This window comes from Arthrobacter sp. 05L417 (assembly GCF_056397865.1).
Genome location: NZ_JBFTOG010000004.1, coordinates 165,527 through 187,236, shown reverse-complemented (window position 1 = coordinate 187,236; position 21,710 = coordinate 165,527). Strand labels below are relative to the sequence as shown.

Annotated in this window: 21 protein-coding genes; 5 read left to right on the top strand and 16 right to left on the bottom strand. The window is 62.7% G+C overall.

Annotation, left to right across the window (positions count from 1 at the left end):
• Complete coding sequence (locus AC1DJW_RS05910; RefSeq protein WP_476900915.1) at positions 1 to 144, bottom strand: hypothetical protein; 144 nt, start codon at positions 142 to 144, stop codon at positions 1 to 3.
• 385 nt (positions 145 to 529) lie between these two features.
• On the opposite strand from AC1DJW_RS05910, the gene AC1DJW_RS05905 reads away from it, so the two are divergent.
• From AC1DJW_RS05905 to AC1DJW_RS05895, 3 genes are all read left to right on the top strand, one after another.
• Complete coding sequence (locus AC1DJW_RS05905; protein ID WP_476900979.1) at positions 530 to 1,288, top strand: histidine phosphatase family protein; 759 nt, start codon at positions 530 to 532, stop codon at positions 1,286 to 1,288.
• Positions 1,272 to 2,186, top strand: a complete 915-nt coding sequence (locus AC1DJW_RS05900; RefSeq protein ID WP_476900914.1) for an NAD(P)H-hydrate dehydratase — start codon at positions 1,272 to 1,274, stop codon at positions 2,184 to 2,186. The genes AC1DJW_RS05905 and AC1DJW_RS05900 overlap by 17 nt, the downstream gene beginning before the upstream one ends.
• Positions 2,187 to 2,292: 106 nt before the next feature.
• Entirely contained in the window at positions 2,293 to 3,753 is a 1,461-nt protein-coding gene (locus AC1DJW_RS05895) for an aminotransferase class I/II-fold pyridoxal phosphate-dependent enzyme (protein ID WP_476900913.1), read from the top strand.
• A 5-nt stretch (positions 3,754 to 3,758) separates the two neighbouring features.
• Here the strand turns inward: AC1DJW_RS05895 and AC1DJW_RS05890 are convergent, their stop codons facing one another.
• Together AC1DJW_RS05890 and AC1DJW_RS05885 are read right to left on the bottom strand one after the other, a co-directional pair.
• The gene (locus tag AC1DJW_RS05890) at positions 3,759 to 4,013 is read right to left on the bottom strand and encodes a hypothetical protein (protein WP_476900912.1); all 255 of its coding nucleotides are present in this window, start codon (positions 4,011 to 4,013) and stop codon (positions 3,759 to 3,761) included.
• Between the two features lie 41 nt (positions 4,014 to 4,054).
• Positions 4,055 to 4,219 (bottom strand): hypothetical protein, encoded by a 165-nt coding sequence (locus AC1DJW_RS05885; protein WP_476900911.1) that lies wholly within the window; start codon positions 4,217 to 4,219, stop codon positions 4,055 to 4,057.
• Between the two features lie 314 nt (positions 4,220 to 4,533).
• Between AC1DJW_RS05885 and AC1DJW_RS05880 the strand changes: the two genes are divergently transcribed.
• The gene (locus tag AC1DJW_RS05880) at positions 4,534 to 4,740 is read left to right on the top strand and encodes a DUF4177 domain-containing protein (protein ID WP_441432307.1); all 207 of its coding nucleotides are present in this window, start codon (positions 4,534 to 4,536) and stop codon (positions 4,738 to 4,740) included.
• Positions 4,741 to 6,967: 2,227 nt separating this feature from the next.
• Here AC1DJW_RS05880 and AC1DJW_RS05875 read toward each other — a convergent pair.
• The 10 genes from AC1DJW_RS05875 to AC1DJW_RS05830 all read right to left on the bottom strand — a co-directional run bounded on the left by AC1DJW_RS05875 (position 6,968) and on the right by AC1DJW_RS05830 (position 17,024).
• A complete protein-coding gene (locus AC1DJW_RS05875) occupies positions 6,968 to 8,422 on the bottom strand; it encodes an NAD-dependent succinate-semialdehyde dehydrogenase (RefSeq protein WP_476900910.1) in 1,455 nt (484 codons plus the stop codon).
• Between the two features lie 88 nt (positions 8,423 to 8,510).
• Positions 8,511 to 9,254: an SDR family NAD(P)-dependent oxidoreductase gene (locus AC1DJW_RS05870; RefSeq protein ID WP_476900909.1), complete on the bottom strand. Its 744-nt coding sequence runs from the start codon at positions 9,252 to 9,254 to the stop codon at positions 8,511 to 8,513.
• A gap of 79 nt (positions 9,255 to 9,333) precedes the next feature.
• Positions 9,334 to 10,440, bottom strand: coding sequence for an alanine racemase (locus tag AC1DJW_RS05865; protein ID WP_476900908.1), 1,107 nt, complete (start codon positions 10,438 to 10,440; stop codon positions 9,334 to 9,336).
• A gap of 24 nt (positions 10,441 to 10,464) precedes the next feature.
• On the bottom strand, positions 10,465 to 10,977 hold the full coding sequence (locus AC1DJW_RS05860) for a RidA family protein (protein WP_476900907.1): 513 nt from the start codon (positions 10,975 to 10,977) through the stop codon (positions 10,465 to 10,467).
• Between the two features lie 13 nt (positions 10,978 to 10,990).
• Positions 10,991 to 12,169: an FAD-dependent oxidoreductase gene (locus AC1DJW_RS05855; RefSeq protein ID WP_476900906.1), complete on the bottom strand. Its 1,179-nt coding sequence runs from the start codon at positions 12,167 to 12,169 to the stop codon at positions 10,991 to 10,993.
• 1 nt (position 12,170) lies between these two features.
• Positions 12,171 to 12,938: an amino acid ABC transporter ATP-binding protein gene (locus AC1DJW_RS05850; protein WP_476900905.1), complete on the bottom strand. Its 768-nt coding sequence runs from the start codon at positions 12,936 to 12,938 to the stop codon at positions 12,171 to 12,173.
• Positions 12,935 to 13,831 (bottom strand): amino acid ABC transporter permease, encoded by an 897-nt coding sequence (locus AC1DJW_RS05845; RefSeq protein ID WP_476900904.1) that lies wholly within the window; start codon positions 13,829 to 13,831, stop codon positions 12,935 to 12,937. The genes AC1DJW_RS05850 and AC1DJW_RS05845 overlap by 4 nt, the downstream gene beginning before the upstream one ends.
• A 47-nt stretch (positions 13,832 to 13,878) precedes the next feature.
• The gene (locus AC1DJW_RS05840) at positions 13,879 to 14,802 is read right to left on the bottom strand and encodes an ABC transporter substrate-binding protein (protein ID WP_476900903.1); all 924 of its coding nucleotides are present in this window, start codon (positions 14,800 to 14,802) and stop codon (positions 13,879 to 13,881) included.
• Positions 14,803 to 14,910: 108 nt separating this feature from the next.
• On the bottom strand, positions 14,911 to 16,068 hold the full coding sequence (gene solA, locus AC1DJW_RS05835) for an N-methyl-L-tryptophan oxidase (protein ID WP_476900902.1): 1,158 nt from the start codon (positions 16,066 to 16,068) through the stop codon (positions 14,911 to 14,913).
• Entirely contained in the window at positions 16,065 to 17,024 is a 960-nt protein-coding gene (locus AC1DJW_RS05830; RefSeq protein WP_476900901.1) for a succinylglutamate desuccinylase/aspartoacylase family protein, read from the bottom strand. Before AC1DJW_RS05830 ends, solA begins: the two co-directional genes overlap by 4 nt.
• On the opposite strand from AC1DJW_RS05830, the gene AC1DJW_RS05825 reads away from it, so the two are divergent.
• A complete protein-coding gene (locus tag AC1DJW_RS05825; protein ID WP_442003131.1) occupies positions 16,933 to 17,841 on the top strand; it encodes a GntR family transcriptional regulator in 909 nt (302 codons plus the stop codon). The two genes, AC1DJW_RS05830 and AC1DJW_RS05825, sit on opposite strands and share 92 nt — an antisense overlap.
• 562 nt (positions 17,842 to 18,403) lie before the next feature.
• Here AC1DJW_RS05825 and AC1DJW_RS05820 read toward each other — a convergent pair.
• The 3 genes from AC1DJW_RS05820 to AC1DJW_RS05810 are packed head-to-tail and all read right to left on the bottom strand — an operon-like array spanning position 18,404 to position 21,689.
• Positions 18,404 to 19,171 (bottom strand): alpha/beta hydrolase family protein, encoded by a 768-nt coding sequence (locus AC1DJW_RS05820; RefSeq protein ID WP_441437328.1) that lies wholly within the window; start codon positions 19,169 to 19,171, stop codon positions 18,404 to 18,406.
• Complete coding sequence (locus AC1DJW_RS05815; RefSeq protein ID WP_441437329.1) at positions 19,168 to 20,193, bottom strand: zinc-dependent alcohol dehydrogenase; 1,026 nt, start codon at positions 20,191 to 20,193, stop codon at positions 19,168 to 19,170. Before AC1DJW_RS05815 ends, AC1DJW_RS05820 begins: the two co-directional genes overlap by 4 nt.
• Positions 20,190 to 21,689 (bottom strand): FAD-binding oxidoreductase, encoded by a 1,500-nt coding sequence (locus AC1DJW_RS05810; protein ID WP_441437330.1) that lies wholly within the window; start codon positions 21,687 to 21,689, stop codon positions 20,190 to 20,192. Before AC1DJW_RS05810 ends, AC1DJW_RS05815 begins: the two co-directional genes overlap by 4 nt.
• Positions 21,690 to 21,710: the final 21 nt, after the last annotated feature.

The window sequence follows — 21,710 nt, the reverse complement described above, 5'->3', positions numbered from 1 at the left end:
TCACAGGTGGCGAACCAGAAACCGGGCCTTGGCCACTCCACCGACACTCGTACGCTGGTCGTGGTCGTCTTCGAGTTCCAGGGTCACGGTCTTGCCCTTCCGGGACACGAAGACAACCCTGAACGGGGAACCATCAAGTTCCACACGATCTCCTTGCCGTATCTGCTTCAAAGGCGTCGTTTCATTATCGGGGGACTGACTCCGGGTAGCCATCGCGAACTCCTCTCTCAGGGGGCGTTCTCAGGAACGCCACGCCGATGAGGTCCACGTTATCGGTGGCGAGCAGGAAGTCCACGCCCCGCTGCGCCGGGGTTCCGCAGGCTGCTGCCTCTCCCGCAACCTCGCGCACGGCTCGCCGATGCCGCCAGGCTGTGCCCGAAAAGGCTCAGGTGATGCGGCCCCTACAAGCTCGCTCCGCCGCTGGCCCTATGGCCTTTCCCCGGAGTGGTCGGTATCGTGTGGCGATCGGGGCGGCATCGAAAGAGTCCGGCCCCGGTCTCGGCGAAGGAGATTCTTTGTGGGCGATAGCATGCCGGTGCGATCAGGCAGAGGCGCCGTGGAACTGATGCTGGTCCGTCACGGCGAGAGCCTGGGAAACGTGGCAGCCTCGGCGGCCGGGCTGTCCGGCGCGGAAGTCATTGATGTCCCGGCGCGGGATGCCGACGTCGACCTGTCACCGCTCGGTTACGAGCAGGCCACCGCTTTAGGTGGTTCGTTCAGCAGGTTCCCGCCGTCGCGGTGCCCGGATGTGGTCTGGTGCTCCCCGTACACCCGGGCGCGCCGCACTGCCGAAATTATCGTCGGGACGGCGGGCTGGAAGGTGCCGCTCCGCGTGGATGAGCGGCTCAGGGACCGCGAGCTCGGCATCCTGGACATGCTGTCCGCCAAGGGTGTGGAGCTCAGGCTGCCCGAGGAGGCCCTGCGCCGCCGGTGGTTGGGGAAGTTCTACTACAGACCCCCTGGCGGGGAGTCCTGGACCGACGTCGCGCTGAGGCTGCGGAGCTTCCTCGCCGATCTTGAACAACTCTCCCGAGGCGAGCGGGTCCTCGTGGTCGGCCATGACGCCGTCATCCTGCTGTTCCGGTACCTTCTGGAAGGCCTTTCCGAGCAGGGGCTCCTGGATATAGCCGGCACCACCACCGTTCTGAACGCTTCCCTCACGCGTTATGTCCGCGCCAAGGGTCACGGCCCCTGGTCCCTGGAGAGCTTCAATGCCGCAGACCATCTCACGGAGCAAGGGGTTACGCTCACCGAGCACGGAGGCGACGCCGATGTCCATCCACGGTGACCTTCCGGCTACCCCGGTGACCCCCACCCTTCTGCGGAGCTGGCCGCTGCCGGCAATGGGTTCAGGCAAGCTCGAGCGAGGGAGCGTGCTGGTCATCGGCGGGGCCCGGAAAACACCCGGTGCCGCCCTTCTCGCCGGCACCGCCGCGCTTCGTGCAGGCGCCGGGCGCCTCACGCTTGCCGTGGCCGAATCCGCGGCCGCGGCCCTGGCAGTAGCCCTCCCTGAGGCCGGCGTGATCGGCTTGCCCGAAACGTCCTCCGGCTCCGTCCGCTCGACAGGCCTCGAGGCGTTGAAGCCGGACCTGGAAGCAGCCGACGCAGTGCTCATCGGGCCTGGCCTTGATGACCCGGAGGAGACAGCCCAACTACTGCGAAACCTTTTGCGCAAGGAACAGATCCGCGAGGACCAGACCCTCATCCTCGACGCATTCGCACTGGGGATCCTGAAGCGACTCCTGGCCGATATCCGGCCTTGGGCCGGGCATCTCATCCTGACTCCGAACCCGACCGAACTGGGCCTGCTCCTCGGGCGGGATCCTGAAGACATCCGCAACAATGTCGCCGAAGTCTCCGACACATACCAGGCGGTGGTCAGCTGCCAGGGCATCATTGCCAAACCCCGGAACGCCGGCCCGGCGGATACAGCCGGATCCACGGCTTGCTGGGAGATCACCACCGGTTCAGGAGGACTTGGAACGTCCGGCAGCGGAGACGTCCTCGCCGGAACCATCGCCGGACTCCGGGCCCGCGGAACAACGGATGCGCAGGCAGCATGCTGGGGTTCGCACCTCCATGCCGCCGCCGGGGACAGGCTGGCCAGCCGGAAAGGAAGCCCCGGCTATCTTGCCCGGGAACTTGCCGACGAACTGCCGCCCCTCATGATGGAGTTGGGCACCTGACCCGCGCCGGACGCCGCTCAACTGTGCGTGACCTTCGCGCCCGCAAATAGTGTCCCTTCCTCTATGTGGGCTCCCGTGCCCGCTTCCCGGCTGGTAAAACGGGACCATGGACCAAAACGAAGCGCCCTTGGTAAACGCCCTTTCCGAGTACCACCGCGTGGACCGCTATGGTTTCACTCCCCCGGGCCATCGACAGGGCCGTGGCGCGGATCCACGGGTGCGGGAGGTGCTGGGAGAACAGACTTTCCGTTCCGACGTCCTGGTCTCCGCAGGACTCGATGACCGCTCGTCGTCGGGCGGCTACTTGAAGAAAGCCGAACAGCTCATGGCCGAAGCCGTCGGGGCGGAACAAGCATTCTTTTCCACGTGCGGCAGTTCCCTTTCCGTCAAGGCGGCGGTCCTCGCCGTCGCTGCCGGGAAGGGTGACCTCCTCATCAGCCGGGACGCCCACAAGTCGATCGTCGCCGGCCTCATCTTCTCCGGTATCCAGCCGCGGTGGATCCGGCCCCGCTGGGATGCACAGTTGCATTTGGCGCACCCGCCCTCCCCGGCCGACGTGGCGGAAATGTGGGAACGCTACCCCAGCGCAGCCGGCTGCCTGATCGTCAGTCCGACACCGTACGGGACGTGCGCAGACATCGCCGCGATCGCGAGAATCTGCCACGACCGCGGAAAACCGTTGATCGTCGATGAGGCCTGGGGCGCGCATTTGCCCTTCCATGAAGACCTGCCCACCTGGGCCATGGATGCCGGCGCAGACATCTGCGTGGTCAGTGTGCACAAAATGGGCGCCGGCTTCGAACAGGGTTCGGTCTACCACCTGCAGGGTGACCTGGTGGACCCGGCACACCTGTCCGCCTGTGCGGATCTTCTGATGACCACCAGCCCGAACGCGATCCTGTATTCGGCAATCGACGGTTGGCGCCGCCAGATGGTCCAGCACGGCGGCGAGCTGCTCGGAAACGCCCTGGCACTCGCCGGCCGGCTCCGTACGGACATCGGCGCCCTTCCCGGGATCCATGTCCTGGAGGATGAGTTGCTGGCGGTGGAGTCCTCCCACGATCTTGACCGGATGCAGATCCTGATGGATCTCACCGGGCTTGGCATCAGCGGCTACCAGGCGGCGAACTGGCTGCGGGAAAACTGCCGGATCGATATGGGCCTCAGCGACCACCGGCGCACCATGGCAACCCTGTCGATGGCTGACGACGACGGGACGGCGCGCAGGCTGCTGGACGCCCTCGAGGCATTGGTCGACGCGGCCCCCGGGATGCCGCCCGCGGCACCGGTTGACTTACCAGCCCCGCACGAACTGGAACTGGAAACCGCGGTCCTTCCCCGCGACGCATTCTTCGGCGCCACCGAGGACATCCCGGTCCGGGAAGCACCCGGACGCGTCGCGGCCGAGCAGATCACCCCTTACCCGCCCGGGATTCCGGCGATCGTACCCGGCGAGGTGATCAACACCGCCGTCGTGGACTACCTGAAGTCCGGGCTGAAGGCCGGCATGGTCCTCCCGGACCCGGTAGACCCGACACTTCGCACGATCCGGGTTCTTCGGCAATAGCGCTGCTAGTCGCTGGGCGCCAAGTCGGTCGTTAGTCCGCGGTCATCGGAAGAGGCATCGTCTTGTTCCTGTGCCGGGCCGGACGGATCATCGGCACCGCCGTCGGATATACCGGGGCCGTCCGGGACCGTCCCAGGTCCGTCGGCGGAAGGGCCTCTTCGGGATTCCATGGAGCCGGCAGGCTCCTTCGGAATCGGATCGCTCCCGCCCTGGACGCCGTCGTGGACGGGTTTGTCCGGCTTCTTCGCCTCAGCGCTCATTTTCCGTTCCTTCTCTCAACTGATCAAGGCCGGCCGGATAATCAGCTTCCGGTCTCTTCGGGCTGTTCCCTGGATCGCTTTTCGTTAGGGTTCTCCTGGCTTTCGCCGGGGATGAAGTCCGGGTCCACCTTGCTGCCCATGCTGCCGGCGGCTTGCGTTCCCGTCCCGGGCCCTTTGCCCTCTTCTTCCGTGTGCTCCTCGGTCATGAGTCCAAGGTAGCCCTGTGAGTAGACCCCGTCGAGGGAGGGCGGTCAATGAGCAGCTGCTTCAATATGCCCCGCCGTTTCACCGCCGTCAAAGCAGAAGCACGACCGGTTAGGCATTCCGGAAAACGCCCGACTTTGAGAAAGCCTACGATGACCCCTGTGGGTGAGTCTTGTTGTGGCTGGGACGCTGCCGCGACGTTGACACTGTGCGCCGTCGGACCCTCGCGGCGCCGTCGCTCACGTCCCCGGAGGAGCGCCCCGCCGCATCGAGTAGCATTGCTCCCAATTGGCCAGCAATGGAGGGAAGTCGTGTCATGCAGTATGTCGTCCTGCAGGTAATCCTCAAAGAGAAACTGTGGGGAACCGGTTCGGGCAACCTGACTTCCCTGGAGAAGGCCATCAACGATCAGGCCGCGAAGGGCTATCGACTCCATACGATAACCACCGCGAGCAGCGGGAGCAAGGGAATCGGTGGCGGTGACCGCATCCAGGCAACGTTGGTGTTCGAGAGCCTCGGATAACCGAACATCGCGAAACGAGCAGTATTCATGGAACGACATGGACCGATCGGTTCCGAGTCATAGAAGTGAGACACGAGACGAACATGGCCAACTACACAGGGCCTCCCTTGATGTCTCCCGCAACCCTGGGCTTGCGGGACACGCTCAGTGTGCCCAAACCGCCGCTGATCCGCCGGCCGTTTTCGGTCATCCACGCCAGCATGCCGACGGCCGTTCGACGGCCGTTGAAGAGCAGGCTCAGAGAGGCATGTAAATGGCCCCACGTCCCGATATGGACAGGTAGGACCCAACCAAACCCGGACAGCCCGGAAGAAAGCCCGGATCCCACACACCTGGACTCCGTCGACGGATCGGACCCAGGAGCCCAAGGACGTTCCGCTGACAGGAACGTCCAATGACACCGAGGATCCAGGCCGCAAAGTCATGCCGCCCGCAACGGAGAACTGCATGAAGCGGTGAAGGCAGAACCAGGGAGAAGGAATCAAAATGCAGGTCGAAAAGCCGCCCGCGCACAAAGGTGTGCACAGGGTGCACACCTCCTTTGGCCGGACAAACACACGATATGCGCACCCGGTCTTGCTCGCAGAAAGCTGCCATCCCGGGATGATTCTCGACGACAATCCGTCCTCGTCATGTCGTCACCACAACTCTTGGCGATGAATGAGTGACGGCCAACAACTGGCCACCGGAAACAGCAGAAAAGGACGACGCATAACCCTAGATTCCAGCAGGCGGACGGGGGCCACCAGCCAGGACCCTGACCCCGCCACCAACACAACCGAACAGGCCACCGCGGCGCCAGGCACAGACGCGGACAACGTCAGAGGGATCCGCCGAGGGACAATGTCCACACGTTAAAGCAAAAACCCCTCTGACGAGGGGTTATGCGTGCCCGAGGTGGGACTCGAAGGCGATTCCTGGCCTTGGAAACACTGGGAAGTGGCGGAAACAAGCGGAATCGGGGCCAGTCCGACGGCAGTACCGGCCAGTCCGGGGTGGAAAGTGTGGACATTGTTCACACTTCTTTTTTGCTCGATCGCCACCGACGAAAAGGGGACCCAAGCTGCTCTGCACAGTCGGAGCGGCACCAGCAAAAGGGGAGCCGCCACACACTGGAGATCGCCTGCTAAGGCTCAGCCTTTTAGCCCGCTTGGAGCCTCCTGCCGGGATGAGGCGGCGGCCCCTGGGGCACGACTCACACCCATCCGTCGAACGAACCAAAATCCGACCACACCCTACCCGGCAGAACGATGAAACATCCAACACGACGGCGGCACCTCCTTCCTTGTTAACATGGCGGAGAAGACCACGAGCATCATGACAAGACCTTCCGACCGACCCGACGACAGAACATCGGTATCGGCCAGCAAGTGGGACGAGTAGAAAGACGGAAGAGAACCCGTCTCGGCATGCTTTTGCGCGTTTTCCCATGTCAGGGGCCCCAAGAAGACTCTGCACCTTCGCAGCACTTCATCGAACACCCACGACCAATCACCTTGGACTCGCAAACATTTTTTCTACCCTGCGTAGAATTGATACGTGCGCAGACACCCTACCCTCCTGGGAGGTCCGCGGCGTCCCGGGAGGAACCCGGCGCCGATGCGCCACTGCTCCGTGCATCAGGGCTATTGGCCGCTGATTACTCACACTCGTTGGAGGAGAGGGGGACGGTCCCACGCACCCGCTGGGGCTAGGCACAACCGTCCGGCCGAGCCAGCCCGATGAGCGTGTGGTCACCCCGGATGGTCAGCAATGCAGCCTTCACAGCTTTAGAAAGGCCACTTCCGGTGCAGTAGACTCTGCCGGGTTTGAACGCGAAAAGAACCATTTGGAGGAATACCTACGGTTCCGAATAGCGGATTCCGACAGGTGTCCGCCCCGATCTGCATCAAGCAAGTATCCCTATCAAGTTCCGGATGTGAGCTCCGGGCAACCCAGGCTTTGGCCTGACGGGAACGAAGTTGGTGTAGCTCGAGGCGGCCTGACGAGGCCACCCCTATGCACCCACTTCAGACGGCTCATCTCGGCCTGCCGTGACATTCCACGGGTGGGCATCAACCGTTTTGGGACGCCGAGGATCTTGAACCGCTATCTCGTTGGGTCCTCGCGCCATCCACGGTTCCGCTGGTCGGCCTTTCGCATTTCGATGGGCAGCCGTAAAAGCCTCTTCCACTCCGCGAAATCGTCCATGGTTTCTCTAGCGTTTGGGCGGACATGACCAGTCAGGTCAGAGTTGGATGCCGGTGTATTTGGTTTCCTGGTAGGCCTCGAGGCCTTCGATTCCCCCTTCGCGCCCGAGGCCTGATTGTTTGGTCCCGCCGAAGGGTGCGGCCGGGTTGCTGATGAGTCCGCGGTTGATTCCTGTCATGCCGGCATCAATCGCGTCGGCGACGCGCAGTGCCCGCCCAAGGTCCTGAGTGAAGATGTAGGAGGCCAGGCCATAAGGGGTGGCGTTCGCTTCGACGATGGCTTCTTCTTCGGTGTCGAAGGTGTAGATGGCTGCGACGGGGCCGAAGATTTCTTCTTCCCTGATGTTGGCGTTGGTTGGAATGTTGGTCAGGACGGTGGGTTGGTAGTAGTAGCCGGGGCCGTCGATGACCTGGCCGCCGGTGAGGCAGGTTGCTCCCTTGGCGACGGCGTCGGTGACGAGGTTGTGGACGGTTGCGCGTTGCTTGTCATCGATCAGTGGTCCTAGGCCGGTGCTGGGTTCGTGGCCGTTGCCTACGTTGACGGCGGCGAGGCGTTCCGTGAAGCGTTTGGTGAACTCGGGCGCGATGCCGGCCTGGACATAGATCCGGTTGGCTGCGACGCAGGACTGGCCGCCATTGCGGAGCTTGGCGAGGTAGGCGCCTTCGATGGCGGTATCGAGGTCGGCGTCGTCGAAAACAATCAATGGCGCGTTCCCGCCGAGTTCCATGGAGGTGTTCATGACGTTCTGCGCGGCTTGGGCCAGGAGTACCCGGCCGACTTCGGTGGAGCCGGTGAAGGAGATCTTTCGGGTCCGTTCGTCGCTCATGATGCCGCCGATCAGATCCCGGGAGTTGCTCGTCGCGACGACGTTCATCACACCGGCGGGCACGCCTGCTTCCTGGAGGACCTGGGCGAGTAGCAGGGACGTCAGTGGGGTCTGGGCGGCAGGCTTGAGGATGGTGGTGCAGCCGGCGGCCAAGGCCGGTGCGATCTTGCGGGCGCCCATGGCAAGGGGGAAGTTCCATGGGGTGATCAGCAGGGAGGGGCCCACCGGGCGTTTGGACACTGCCATGTGGTAGTTGGAGCCCGGTTCGACGCCGAACTGGCCTTCGGTGTGGATACGTCCGGCGGATTCTGCGAACCAGCGGAAGAAACCTGCGCCGTAGTCGACTTCGGATTGGGCTTCGGCCCAGGGCTTGCCCATCTCATCCACGATCAGGCGGGCGAAATCGTCGCGGCGGGCGATGATGCCCTGATAGGTGCGGGCGAGGATGTCCGCGCGTTCCCTTGCCGGTGTTGCTGCCCACGCGTCCTGGGCCGCGCAGGCGGCGTCCAGGGCCGCCACTCCGTCCTGGATAGAGCCGTCGGAGACGTGCGCGATCGCTTCGCCGGTGGCGGGGTTGATGACCGGCAGCATGGCTCCTGTGCCGGATCGTCTCCATTCCCCGCCGATGAACAGCCGGGTTTCGGTGAGGTTCAGGGCAGTACTCATGGGCGTTGCTCCAGTTTCAGACTTTGTTGGGAAGGGGGCGGGACCCGGCGGTGGACCGGGCCCCGCTGTTTTTGTGGATCATGCGCTGCTAGAAGGCGGTGTATCCGCCGTCTACCGGGAGCGTCGCTCCGGTGATGTAGGACGCTTCCTTGGATGCGAGGAAGAGGATGGCGTCGGCGACTTCTTTGGGCGTGGCAAGGCGTTGGAGTGGGATCTGGCCTTCGCGTTGCCGACGGTAGGCCTCGGGGTCGTCCCTGCGCTGGATTGAGGCTTCGATGATTGGGGTAGCGGTCAGGCCTGGAGCGACGACGTTGACGCGGATGTTCCGTGAGGCCCACTCGATGGCCGCGCCCTTCGCCAGCATGATCAGGCCCCCCTTGGCCGCGGAGTACAGGACTTGATCTGCCATGCCGACCATCCCGAGCCGTGAGCTGACGAGCACGAACGAACCTCCGGCGGCTGGCATCAGCGGCGCGAAGTGCTTCATCATCAGGAACGAGCTCAGCAGGTTGCTGTGCAGCACGTTCTTGGCATCCTCATAAGCCATTTCCGTGAGCGGTCCGGTGACCTGCAGGCCGTGGTTGAGGACGACTACGTCAACGGTGCCGAAGGATTCGGCGGCCTGCCGGGCGAGGCTTTCGACGAATGCTTCGTCGTTAAGGTCGCCAGGCACGTACAGGTCCTCATCTTGGGCACTGCCGAGTTGCGCCCGTCGGCCGGTCAGCAGCAGGCGGGCGCCTTCCCCCCGGAAACGTGAGCTCACTGCCTCGCCGATTCCGCTGCTGGCGCCGGTCACCACGGCGGTGGTCTTGTCTAGTCTCAAGTCGGTCACTCCATTGTGTGAGGTTGGTTGTTTGGGATGAGGACTGGGGAATGCCGGGGGACGAATGTTCAGTCCCCCGGCACTCCAGTCAGTTGAGGAATCCGCGGGCGTCCACCGGCCACCGTTCCAGTGACGTTCCGGTGCTGTCGGTGACGATGTACTCCTCGAAATTGACCACCACCGGGCACACGTGGTTTGGCACCACGGGAAGCACGGTCCCGACGCGGGGGCGGAATCCGTCCCCGGGCAGGGGAAGGAAGCCGTGGTACTCGTTGAGCTTGGACAATACGGCCGTAGTGCCCGCAATGCCGCCGTACCCGATCTCGGGGCTGCCTTCTCGGCCGAGGGCTTTGGTTCCGATATCCAAAAGAACCTGATCGGGGACCCAGTCGCTGACCACTGTGCCAGCGAGGAACAGCGCGATCTGGTCCTCAGTGCAGGCACCAAGCCTGGTGTTGTTGAGGTCGTTGAAGACGTACTCGCCGGGCCGGATCTCGGTGATGACGCTGTTGGTGGCGAATTCCACGGTGGGTGTGGAGCCGGCGCTGACCACCTCCGGTGTCACGCCAACTGCGCTGAGGCTCCGTACGGCGGTGATGAGTGCGGCGTCCTGGTCCTCCGCGGCTCGCTTGCGGGCGTCCGGTCCGGCACTGCCGTGGCCGGGATAGGTGAAGACACCGGCCGGGATCAGGCCACGCTTGCGGGCTGCGAGGGCGAGGTCACCGGCAGCCTCGGGAGCGGCCCCGGACCGTCGGGCACCGCAATCGACCTCGATCACTACCTGCAGCAGCTCCGCTTCTGATCCCATCGCGTCGGCCAGGGCATCGATCGAGGCGATATTGTCGACGCCGACCCGGAGCCTGGTTGTCTCAGCGAGCTTGCGGATCCGCGGGCCCTTGGTTCCAGCCGGCCAGATCGGATAGGCGATGAAGATGTTGTCGAACCCGGCAGCGGCGAAGACCTCTGCCTCGCCGACGTTGCCTGCGGTGATTCCGACGGCACCTGCTTTGAGCTGGCGCCGGCCGATTTCCACGCATTTGTGGGTTTTGACGTGTGGCCTGACTTCGAGGTTCTGCTGGATTGCGAAGGCCTGCATCCGGTCGATGTTGTCCTGCATCACGTCGGACAGCACGATGGGTGAGGGCGTGTCGATCCGACCGATGAGTGTCCCTAGAGCTTGCTGAATGCGGTTCACGCTGTGCTCCTTATTGTTCATGCCCTATGCCTCCGTGCAGACCATCTGGATCTCGACCGGGCTCCTACGCGGCAGTCCGGCGACACCGATCGCAGTACGGGCGTGCCGTCCGTTCTCGCCCAGCACCCCGATGAGCAAGTCACTGGCTGCATTGGCCACCTGCGACTGCAGGCCGAAGTCCGGAGTGCTGGCCACAAAGACGAGCATCTGTACGATGCGGACCTTGTCCAGATCCCCCACCGCTTGGACGGCGGCAGCGAGTGCGTTAAGCGCGGCGTGGCGGGCCAGCTCCTGCGCTGTTTCAAGCTCCACGTCGCGGCCGACGATCCCGGTGCCCAGGAGCTCGCCGTCTTTGTACGGCAGTTGGCCTGAGATGTGAATGCTGGAGTCCATCGAGCGGTGGTGAAGGTAGTACGGGTTGTCAGCGAGTCTGGGCAACTCCAAACCCAGAGCCTGAAGCCGGTGTGATGGCGAGCCGGACACGCCGTTGGCGACCAGCCCGATTCGAGTATCAGTGGGGGCGAAGGGAAGGCTCATATCAACGCTTTCACTAGTTGTGGGAAGAGGAGTGTCCGGCCGCGGCAGCCTGCGTGCTGTGGACGCTCATGAACCGTTCCGGACGCACGAAGTCCAGCCCCTCGAATGTTTGCGAGCCAAGTGCTTCGCGTGCGGCGATCTCGCCGTATCCGGTGGCCATTTTGAAGCCCCCGCCGGAGAACCCTGTCGCGCAGTAGACCCTGCTGCCTGGATCCAACCGGCCGAGCAGGGGGTTGCGGTCGGTCGTGAAGAGGTCCGGGAAAGCGTCCGAGCGGACGATGTTCGGATACAGGCCGGGGAAGAACTCGCTGACCGTCTCGATCGTCTCGGCAACCTCTGCCGGAGTAAGTTCCCTGGGAACTGCATCGGGGTTCCTGGTAGGCGTTGGCCGGAAATTCAGGGTTGCCTTAACGGTGACCCCGTCAACGGCGGGCGCACCATACATGGAGCGGTCTCCGGAGAGCCGGACGAAGACAGGAAACCGCTCTGGAGAGAAGAGCGCTGGATTTTTCGCGACGAACCACGTGAGGAAGACCCTGTTGGGTTGGGTGTGTGCTTGGAGCGACTCCGGCATGAGCTTCTGTGACCAGCCGCCGGAGGCGACGATGACGTTCTCGAACGTCCAGGACTTGTCCCCGGAGGTCACCACGACACCGTCTACAGTTTCCCGGATCCCGTCTACTGGGGTGTTGGTGAGCACGGTCGCACCGTTGGCCTGGGCTGCGGAGACCGCAGCCGTGACGGCCCGATCCGTCCTTATCGCGCCGCCATTGGGGTCGAACACACCGATGTCGTCCGAACGCAGGTTGTGCTGCGGATACCGCTCGGCCATCTCCCTCCGGGAGAGGATCTGGTGCGCTACGCCGGTCGCCCGCGCCGACTCGAGCAGCTGCGGGATGTACTGGCCGTTCGCCGTACCAATGTAGATTCCGCCGCAGCGCAGGAGGATGTCCTGTCCGGTTTCGTCCTCAAGCTCGGCCCAGAGACGTTGGGAGCTCTGCAGGATGGGGTTGAAGCCCGGGTTTAGGTTGAGCATGCGGAACAGGCGGGTGTCTCCGCCAACGGCACTGCGTCCGTGGGCAGGGAGCTGCGCTTCGAATCCGACCACGGAATCGGATAGCCGGGAGGCCTGCCATAGGGCCATGCTGCCAATGGTGCCGAGGCCGATGACGGCCAGTTTTCCATCTGTCATTTCAGAGCACTTTCTCGAGGAAGGACTGGGTGCGGGACTCTTGGGGGTTGGCGAGGACTTCCCGGGCGTCGCCGCGTTCGACGACGTAGCCGTCGTCCATGAAGATCAGGGAATCGGCCACTTCGCGGGCGAAGCCCATCTCGTGGGTGACTACCACCATGGTCATGCCCTTCTTGGCGAGCTCCTTCATGACTGCCAGGACTTCACCGACCTTTTCGGGGTCCAGTGCAGATGTTGGTTCGTCAAAGAGCATGATGTCCGGGTCCATGGCCAGCGATCTGGCGATCGCGACGCGTTGCTGCTGCCCACCGGAGAGCTCGGCGGGGTAGCGATCCCCGAACGCGCCGAGCCCGACGCTTGTCAGCAGTTCCTGGGCTCGTTTGGCTGATTCCTTCTTGTCCGCGCGCTTGACCAGGACCGGTCCGGACATGACGTTCTCCCGGGCGGTCATGTTCGGAAACAGGTTGAACTGCTGGAAGACCATGCCAACCCTGGTGCGCTGCTGGGCCAGTTTCTTCGTTGGCAGGGCGTGGTAGGCCTTGTCGGTTTCGTAGTAGCCGAAGTCCTCGCCGTTGACCTTCAGAACACCGGAGTCCACGGTCTCAAGACCGTTGATGCAGCGAAGGATGGTGGACTTTCCCGAGCCGCTGGGGCCGATGATGCAGCAGATCTCTCCGCTGGCAATCTCCAGGTCGATGTCCTTCAGGACTGTCTTGGGTCCAAAGGACTTTCGGATTTTCCGGGCAAGGATAGTGCCGTCGGTGCTCATCGGGCGATACCTTCCGGGTCGGTCAGCACAACGGGTTTCGACTTCCGGGGAAGCCTGGCGGTTGCGCGGGAGTACTTCTGTTCGAGCTTGGACTGCGGGTAGCTCAGCAGCAGCGTCATGACCAGATACCAGAGGCTGGCCACGATGAGCAGCGGGATGGTCTCAAAGGTGCGCGCGTAGATCAACTGGGTGCTCTGCAGAAGCTCGGCCACGCCGAGGACGCTGACCAGTGATGTCTCCTTGAACATTCCGATGAACTGATTGCCGGTTGCCGGGATGATGGACGGCATGGCCTGCGGGATGATGACCTTGCGCATCCTCATGGACGCGCTCATTCCGAGCGAGTCGGCGGCCTCGAGCTGGCCTTTGCCTACCGCGGAAAAGCCGCCGCGGATGATCTCGGCCATGTACGCGGCCTGGTTGAGAGTCAGGCCCACGAGGGCTGCGGTGATCGGGCCCATGATCGTGTTGACGTCGATGGCGGTGCTGATGTCGGTGAACGGGATCCCGATGCTCAGGTTCGGGTAAAGGGCGGAGATGTTGAACCAGAAGATCAGCTGCACCAGCACTGGGGTGCCCCGGAACAACGTGATGTAGAGCCCGGCTGTCATGGAGACCGGCTTCACGTGCGAAGCCCGCATGATCGCAAGGGCAAGCCCGAGCAAGGTTCCCAGGGCCATGCTTGCAACCGTGAGGAAGATCGTGAGCATGAGCCCGCGAAGGATCGTCTCAGCGAAGAAGTACTTCCCGACGATCTCCCACTTGAAGTTGGAGTTTGTCAGGACGGAGGTGAGGATCCCGACGCCGACGAGGATGCTAAGGATCCACCCCGCGTATTCCGAGCGGGTCCGAAGCCGAAGCCGTGGCTTGAGCGCTGCATCAATGCTTCCCATGGCAGCTTTGTTTCCTTTGCTGATAGCCGTTGTCATTCAGGCACCTGCTAGTTCAACTTGGCGTCGGTGATGGCCCCAAACTCGAGGCCCCAGGTTTTGAGCGACTCTTTGTACTCCGGGTCCGCGAGGATCGACTGGACTGCTGCCTGGATGGCCGGGGTCAGCGGCGAGCCCTTCTTCAGCGCAACTGCCGTGATGCCGGTTCCGCCGACGTTGAGCGGAGGTGTGAGCATCTGGAAGGAGCCCGGCTGCTGCGTCTGTGCCCAAGCGAGTGCCGTGGTGTCGTAGAGGATGCCGTCGATGCGCTTGGAGTGCAGCTGGACAAGGGCTTCCTGGATGTTGGGCAGCGTTACCGCGTTGATCGCGGGCTGTCCCTTGGAGGTGCAGGTCATCTCGTTCAGGGCCGGAAGGCGCAACAGCTGACCGGTGGATCCCTGGGTGACGGCGATGCTCTTCCCGCACAGAGTCTCGTTGGTGAGTTTCTGCGGGTTTCCGGCGGTCACCCCAATGGAGCTGCCAGCCTTGAAGTAGTCGATCATGTCTACGACCTTGAGCCGGTCCTCGGTCTTGGCCATGGTCGAGACTGTGAAGTCGAAGCGGCCACCGTCAAGTCCCGGAATGATGGTGTCGAACTTCGTGTCCTCGAACTTCACCTTTACGCCAAGCTTCTTGGCAATGAGCCGGGTGATGTCCGGGTTGAGGCCGATCGGGGTTTTGTTGTCTTCGGCGAGGAAGACGGTCGGCGGGTAGTGCAGGTCCGCGGCCACCGTGAGCTCGCCCTTGTCCTTGTACGACTTCGGCAGGAGGCTTACAGCCTTCGGATCGGGCTGGACACCCTCCGAGATGTCCCTCAGGCCCAGCTCGGTGGGGCTGGCCGAAGGTTCGCTACCGGCGGCGCTGCCACACGCGGTTAAGCCAATCAGGAGGGCCAGTGAGGCCACAGCGGCGTGGACCTTATTTTGTGTCTTCATGGTGTTTTCCTTGGAATCTTTTTTGGTTGGGATGGTGCGGTTACAGGTAAGCCGTGCAGTGGTGCCAGATGGATGCAGTTAATGACCGGGACGGGGCCTTACGTCACCTCACGGGTTCGCCGTCGAGGTCTGGACGGTAAGGAACCGCTCGGGGCTCAGGAGCGGGATCGTGCTGTCACTGGCACCGTGAAGGGCGTAGTCCGCGGCGATTTCGCCGAGCGCCGGCGCAAGCTTGAACCCATGACCGGACAGGCCCGTGAGGACAGTGATGCGGTCCTCGCCGCCAAGCCGCCCAACGATCCCGTGCCCGTCCTGGGTGTAGCCCTCCATGTAGGCGGCCACACGGACAGGATCCGGATAGAGTGCCGGGAAGGAATCGGCCACGAGTTGCCTGAATGCCTTCATTTCGTCGATGGGGACCGTGCGGTCGAGGGCGTCGGGGTCATCGACCAGACGGTTGACGGTGCCGGACAGGCCTAGTTTCAGCCCGTTCCCGTCCATCGCCGGCAGTCCATAAAACTCTTCAGGCGTCGTGCGTATGAAGCATGGGAAGTTGGCCGGATCAAATGCTCCGCGTTCCTTCGTGACGAACCACGCTGATACCGCCTTGCGAACCTGCACGAGTGGCGCGAGTTCCGGAAGCAGCTTCGCAGCCCAGGGGCCGGTGGTGACCACAACGTGGTCGTATCGCTCGCTCCGGCCATGGGCGCTGACCCAGACCCCGCCCTCCTTGACTTCGACCCCTTCAACTGGGCTGTAGGTGCGGAGTTGGGCGCCCAGCGACATGGCTCGGTAGGCGGCCTTCAGCACCGCGAGCTCAGGGCGAAGATAGCCAGCCTCACGGTCCAGGACAACGGCGTCGCCCTCGTGGAACGGATGATGCGGCCAGCGGGTGCGCGCCTCGTCGAGCGGAATGATGGAGGCGTCCACCCCGAACTTGTCGATGGAGTCACTGACGTTGGCCATCTGCGATGATGCCTCCCCCAGCATGAGATTGCCGGCAAGGGTAAGGAGATTGGTGCCTGTCTCGCCCTCGAGCTGTTGCCACAGTGCCTTGGCGGTGCGAAGCAATGGCACGTATTCGGGGTCTTCGAAGTAGGCGGTGCGGAAGATACGGGACTCGCCCGCGTGGGCGCTGCGGTCGTGGGCGATTCCGAACTGCTCGTAACCGACTACCTCCATGCCCCGTGAAGCCAGGCGCCAGGCAGACATGCTGCCTGCCGTTCCGAGACCGATGACGGCCACTCGCTTCTTGGTGGTGCTCACTCTGAAACCTCCTGGGTTAGAACCATAAGGAGTCCGTCTGCGGCGATCGCGGGACTCGTGGTGATGATCATGGGTATTCCGGCGTGCGTTGCCTTGACTTTGTGGATGACGTCGCCGAAGAGGTCACTGACCTGTCCGAGAAGCTCCCCCTTGGAAACAGGCTTGCCAAGTTCGACGCTCGGTTGCCACCAACCGCCCACCGGCGAATGAATCCAGCTCCAGCCTTGGTCGTGCTCCGCCTGGCCAGGGGTCTGCTCAACGTCATAGGGGAGCATTCCCAGGGTCGCCGCCACATTCCGCAGGCCCCTGACATGAATGGCGACAGCCTTGCGATCGATGATGCCGCCGCCTCCTGCCTCAGCGGTGATCGCCGGGACACCGGCATCCGCGGCCGCAGAACTCGTGGTGCCGGTGGTAACCCGTGAGGCGGCAGGCTGCCTGATCACGTGCTGTGTTCCGTACGCCACCGCGATCCGCCGTGCAGCCTCACCCACCGGTGACTCGTCGTAGATAACTACCGGCTCGATAGCTTCCGGTACGTCTCCGGAATGAAGGTCGACGACGAAGTCGGCTTCCCGGATGAAGCGTTCGAACACATGGTGTGCCAGTACGTCCGAAAAGCTGCCGTTCGGGTCGCCAGGAAAGCACCTGTTCAGATTCTTGCCGTCCATTGGAACGATGAAGGGCGTCCGGCTCAGGTAAGCCGGGAGGTTTACCACGGGAACCGCGGTGATGATCCCCCTCAGTTCCGCAGGATTGACCTCTGCAACAAACTCCCGCAGAGCAGCCATGGCCGCATACTCACAGCCATGGACGCCCGCGAGCATCGTCAGCCGCGGCCCGGGCTCCCCGCCATGGATCTGGATGTACGGCAGATCCAAACCGCCGCCAGGGAGAGCAGCGATGTGGAAGTGGCCGCGAACCACGGCCTCTTGGCTTCTGAAGCCATCATGCATTTTGATGTCCTATCCGACCATAGTGTCCGACAATCGTGTCCGACATGATTGTTTGATACTATCGTTTGGTGATCTAGTGTCAAGGCCCACTCCAAAGCGCGGGTGGCTGCCATTAGCCGATAGGGGTGTGAGCGCAATGGAGAGTCAACCTACCTCTGAGCCAGCAAGGACGTCTCTCGCGAGAACGCTTGCGCCTCGGGTTGCGGAGCGAACAACGCTCGTGGATCAAGTGGCGCACCGAATCAGGAGGGAAATCATCCTGGGAACCCTCGATCCGGGTCGGCATCTCGTAGAAAAGAGGCTCGCTGAAGATCTGTCTGTGAGCCGCGGCACAGTCCGCGAGGCCCTGACGCGCCTTGCCGCAACCGGGCTCGTCGAATTCTCGCCGGGTTCAGGTAACCGGGTTCGATACTTCAGCGACGGCGACATCGCCGAGATCGGGGAAGTCTTCGCAGCCCTCGAAGGACGAGCTGCCATGCACGCCGTGCTTCCGCCGTCCGAAAGCGTTGAGAAAGAACTGAGGCGCATCGCCGAACGCATGCGGGGGCTTCGTCTGCCAGAGGACGTAGACGATCTCATGAGGTTGGACCGCGAGTTCCACGGAACGCTGATGAATCAGCAGCCAAAGGCCAAACTGGTGGAGGCATGGCAGAGCCTGGAGTCGCTTCTCGCCGTCATGATGGTGCCGATAATGCGGCGCGGCGTGGGAACCGCCGACAGCCAGGCGGACAGGCATCTGCTGCTGGTCGACGCCGCAATGAGCGGAGAGCCCGAACTGCTCATCAAGGGTCTCGAACAGCACTACTACCAGGAGTAACAGCAGATCGGCCACGCCGTGGCCTCGTATTTCTTTGCGGCACCGAACCAGAATGCTCACCGCTCGAAAGTGGTTGATCGAGACCTGGCCTAAAAGTAGTGGGCTGCTATCTGACGACTCTTTGGATCAGGTAAGGAACCGGTCGGGCGTGGTGCTGCGCACTCGCCCGCGTCACGTTGCCGTCGTTCGCCTCAGCCACGAGGGCACCGGATCCGAACTCGAACCGCAACCTCTGGCGGGCCAAGTCCCCGCCGCGGCTCAGCAATCAAACGGTAGCTCTAGAGACATTTCCCGGGAGCGCCACCAAAAACTGGAGTGAGATTTCGGATCCCTTCCCTAGAATTTCCCACTTTTCTTCCAGGACGAATCACGTCAGAGACAGAATGTCAGGAGTCCCTGACTGCATCGACGAGACGATAACTAGTGAGTTGGAGGCGGATGCGCGTTTCGCTGCCGATGCCATCGCCGCCCGGATCGGAATCACCCGGAGAATGCGCAGCCCGAATCGCATGGTTGGTATGCGTTTCGCCCTCTCCGGGTCCGAGGATCTTTGTGCTCCCCGTCATAATGAGAGCTTGTCTTCTCCGGCGGAAGGTACGGGCGCTGAGTCGGCGGTTACGTCGTTCAGCCACTCCAGCGCTTTGGGCCAATACGAATGATCGGGCTGCAGGACGAACATGTGGTCGCCCCCCTGAACTTCCCGAAGTTCAACATTGTCCCCCACCCCGGCGGCTCTGGAGACGTATGCCTTGCTGTGGCTCAAGGGGACCCGGACATCATCCGAGCCGTGGACGACCAATTGGGGAACACGGATCGGTGCCTGCTCCAAAGGCGAAGCTTCTTCAAAGACTTTCTTGGTAAGACCAGCCTTTTCGAGGAAGACCGGCGTCGCTCCCTCTCCCAGTCCTTCAGCCGCGCAGCGGGCGACATCCGTGATCGGGGCGAGCGCAACGACAGCAGCCAGTCGCGCTGTCTTGGCCGCGAGCAGGGCCAGGTGTCCGCCGGCGGAATGTCCAATGACCGCAATGGATGACGGGTTTACCCGCAGCGGCTCTGAGGTCAGGTGGTGAATGGCTGCCAGGACGTCGTCCAATGTCCCAGGCCAACCGCCGTCGTCGCCATCGATCCTTCGATACTCTACGTTCCAAACCAAATACCCCCTCTGATGCAGATCAGCAGCCAGCTCATCCATCAGATGCAGGTCGTGTTTAGCACGCCACCAGCCACCATGGAGCAGCACGACAGCACTGTCCTGTGACCAGTTCTCGGGAAACCAGGCTTCGACAAACTGAGAAGGATGCTTTCCGTAGTTAATGACTTGCTTTGTCATTGCCACGCCCCATGGAGGACGCTGCGAACCACGGTTTCGGGGTTCTGAACGGTGTGCGCAAACGCCTTGGCACCTTGCGACCAAGGGAACTGGTCAGTGATAACTGATGCCGGATCAACCACGCCCTCCTGGACCAAGCGCACCGCCTCGGAGTACATGCCTGGGCCTCCCTTGATTCCCAGCACCGACAGCTCTTTGAGCAAGATGCTCGCTGGCGACGGGGAATGCGGCCCACGGCCCACGATGGCAACAACGGAACCCGGGGCTGCTATCCGTTCGGCGAGGTCGACGCCCGCGCCAGCCGCGGATGTCTCGATCACCAGTATCGGGCCGCCTTTAAGTGTCTCGATGTCCTCAGCTTCCGCCGGATCGAACATCTTCACGCCAAGGGAGCTGCCCAGGTCCCGGCGTCGCTTCTGGGGCTCGAAGACAACGCAATCCCATCCAAAGTGCTGGGATACCTGTGCCTGCAGGATGCCCAACGGGCCTCCACCAATGATGGCGGCGGCCCCCTGGCCGGGCATTAAGGGCGCCACCCGGCGAAGTGTGTGAAGGGCCACGGCGACGGGCTCCAAGACGGTGGCCGCCAGGTCTGATACCGCGTCCGGCAGCGGAATGAGTTGTGCCGCCGGAAGCTGTACATATTCAGCGGCCAAACCTGGGCCGAGCATGCCGAGGTATCCGCCGTCCGCGCAGAGCTGCACCTTGCCTTGCCGGCACATCGCGCATTTCCCGCATCGGACGACGGGGTCAACGGCAACGCGTTGGCCCTCTTGGAGATCGACTCCAGGCCCTACCGATTGGATGATTCCGGCTCCGTCATGCCCCGTTACCCATGGATACATGGATCCCCGACCGGAGTAGATGTGAAGGTCTGTGCCGCACAGGCCCAGAGCGACCATGCGGACAACGACTTGACCGGGGCCGGGCTGACCTAGGTCAGGGCGTACGACAGTATCCATCTCATAGGGTGCTGTCAGCTCAAGAACACGGCCACCGAGGCTGATGGCTGCAGCACTCATGAGATGCCGTACTTGCCCGGCGCGATGGTTCCCTTGGGATCCAGTGCCGCCTTAATTTGATGCGTGACCTGCTGCAGTACCGGCAGACGGGCCATGGCCCGTTCCTGCCAGTCAGTCGGGGTTCGTCCGATGGGGTAGCCGATCTCGTCGTATGCTTCGACCAAGGCAGCATAGGCGGCGTTCATGCGGGCTACCTCATCAGCGTCCTGACGGTTGAAGATGATGAGGTGCAGGCCGCGTGCTGCCCTGGTGCTGCAAACGAACTCGACGAAGTACTCAAACCCGTGCTCGGCAAGGACGCGGCGTGAGGTTTCGTGCTGAAGCTCAGCAGCTTCGCCGATCATAGGTGTGGCGGGCAGGAACCAGGTCGCGCCACCGCCAGGGCGCCAGTTGAGCATGTCGACTTCACTGTCTGTGGGTTCACCACTGTAGGTGTCGAGATGGATCTTGTAGATGGGGTTATCCAGCATTTCCTTGTGGGAAATGTAGGTGGCCTTACCTGATGCCTCGAAAACGGCGCGGATCCTACCGAGCGTGGGCTGCAGCGCCTCCTCGGAAGGCCCATACAGGGCGCCGGACACGAGCCACGCTCCGGTGCCATGCTTTTCCTGCAGTTCCCGGCGGATGGCATCCGGCAGTGGCACCTGACCGTCGGTGCGGTTATAAGGGTAGGTATCCTCCGTAGCGAAGCCGTAACCGCCGGAGGTCACCTTGATGAGGGTAGGAACCACCGAGTTGAGCTTCAGCGGGCGCACCATTTCAAAGATCTCGGAAAGGTCCTCGTCCTCCGCGAAGGAGAAAGCAAATCCCACAATGACCGGCGGGCGTGGCATCAGCCAGACAGCAGTCTGCGTGACAATGCCGAAGTTGGATTGAGTGAAGATGCCGTCCAGGAGCGGTCCGAACCCCGACTTATTAGTAAAGCGGCTATTGGAATTGGGAAGGGACCCGTCTCCGGTGTTGAAGATTTCCCCGTTGGGCAGAACTACTTCCATCCCGCAGAGCGTGCCGAAGTGATCGAAGTGAGGGGTGTAGCCGGCACCGCGGTCGAGGGCATTGCCGATGATGCTGCCATCGGGCGGACCGGAGGTTCCGCTGATCATGAACTTGTCGCCGAGTTCGGCCATTTTTGCCCGAAGCTGTCGGAAGGTTACTCCCGGTTCGATGACGGCGTAGCCGAGTCGTTCATCAACTTCCAGGATGCGGTTCATCCGTTTGCCCAGGTGCATAACCACCTGGCCTTCCCGGACTGGGGAAAACTCTCCCATGCCCCAGTTATGGCCCGTGCTGGTCGGCCACAAAGACACTCCATGCTCGGCGGCCAGGCGAACAATGGTGGAAACGTCTTCAGTGGAAGAAGGAAAAACAATCCCATCGGTTTGACGGTCTCCGCCAGGGAGCCGGTTGCTGCTGTATGAGGCGCGGCCAGCATCCGAAACGTCAACGGCATCTTGACCAAGGATCTGGGAGACTGCCTCAAAGAACTTTTCTGACATTAGAAGAAACTCCTGTTTGAA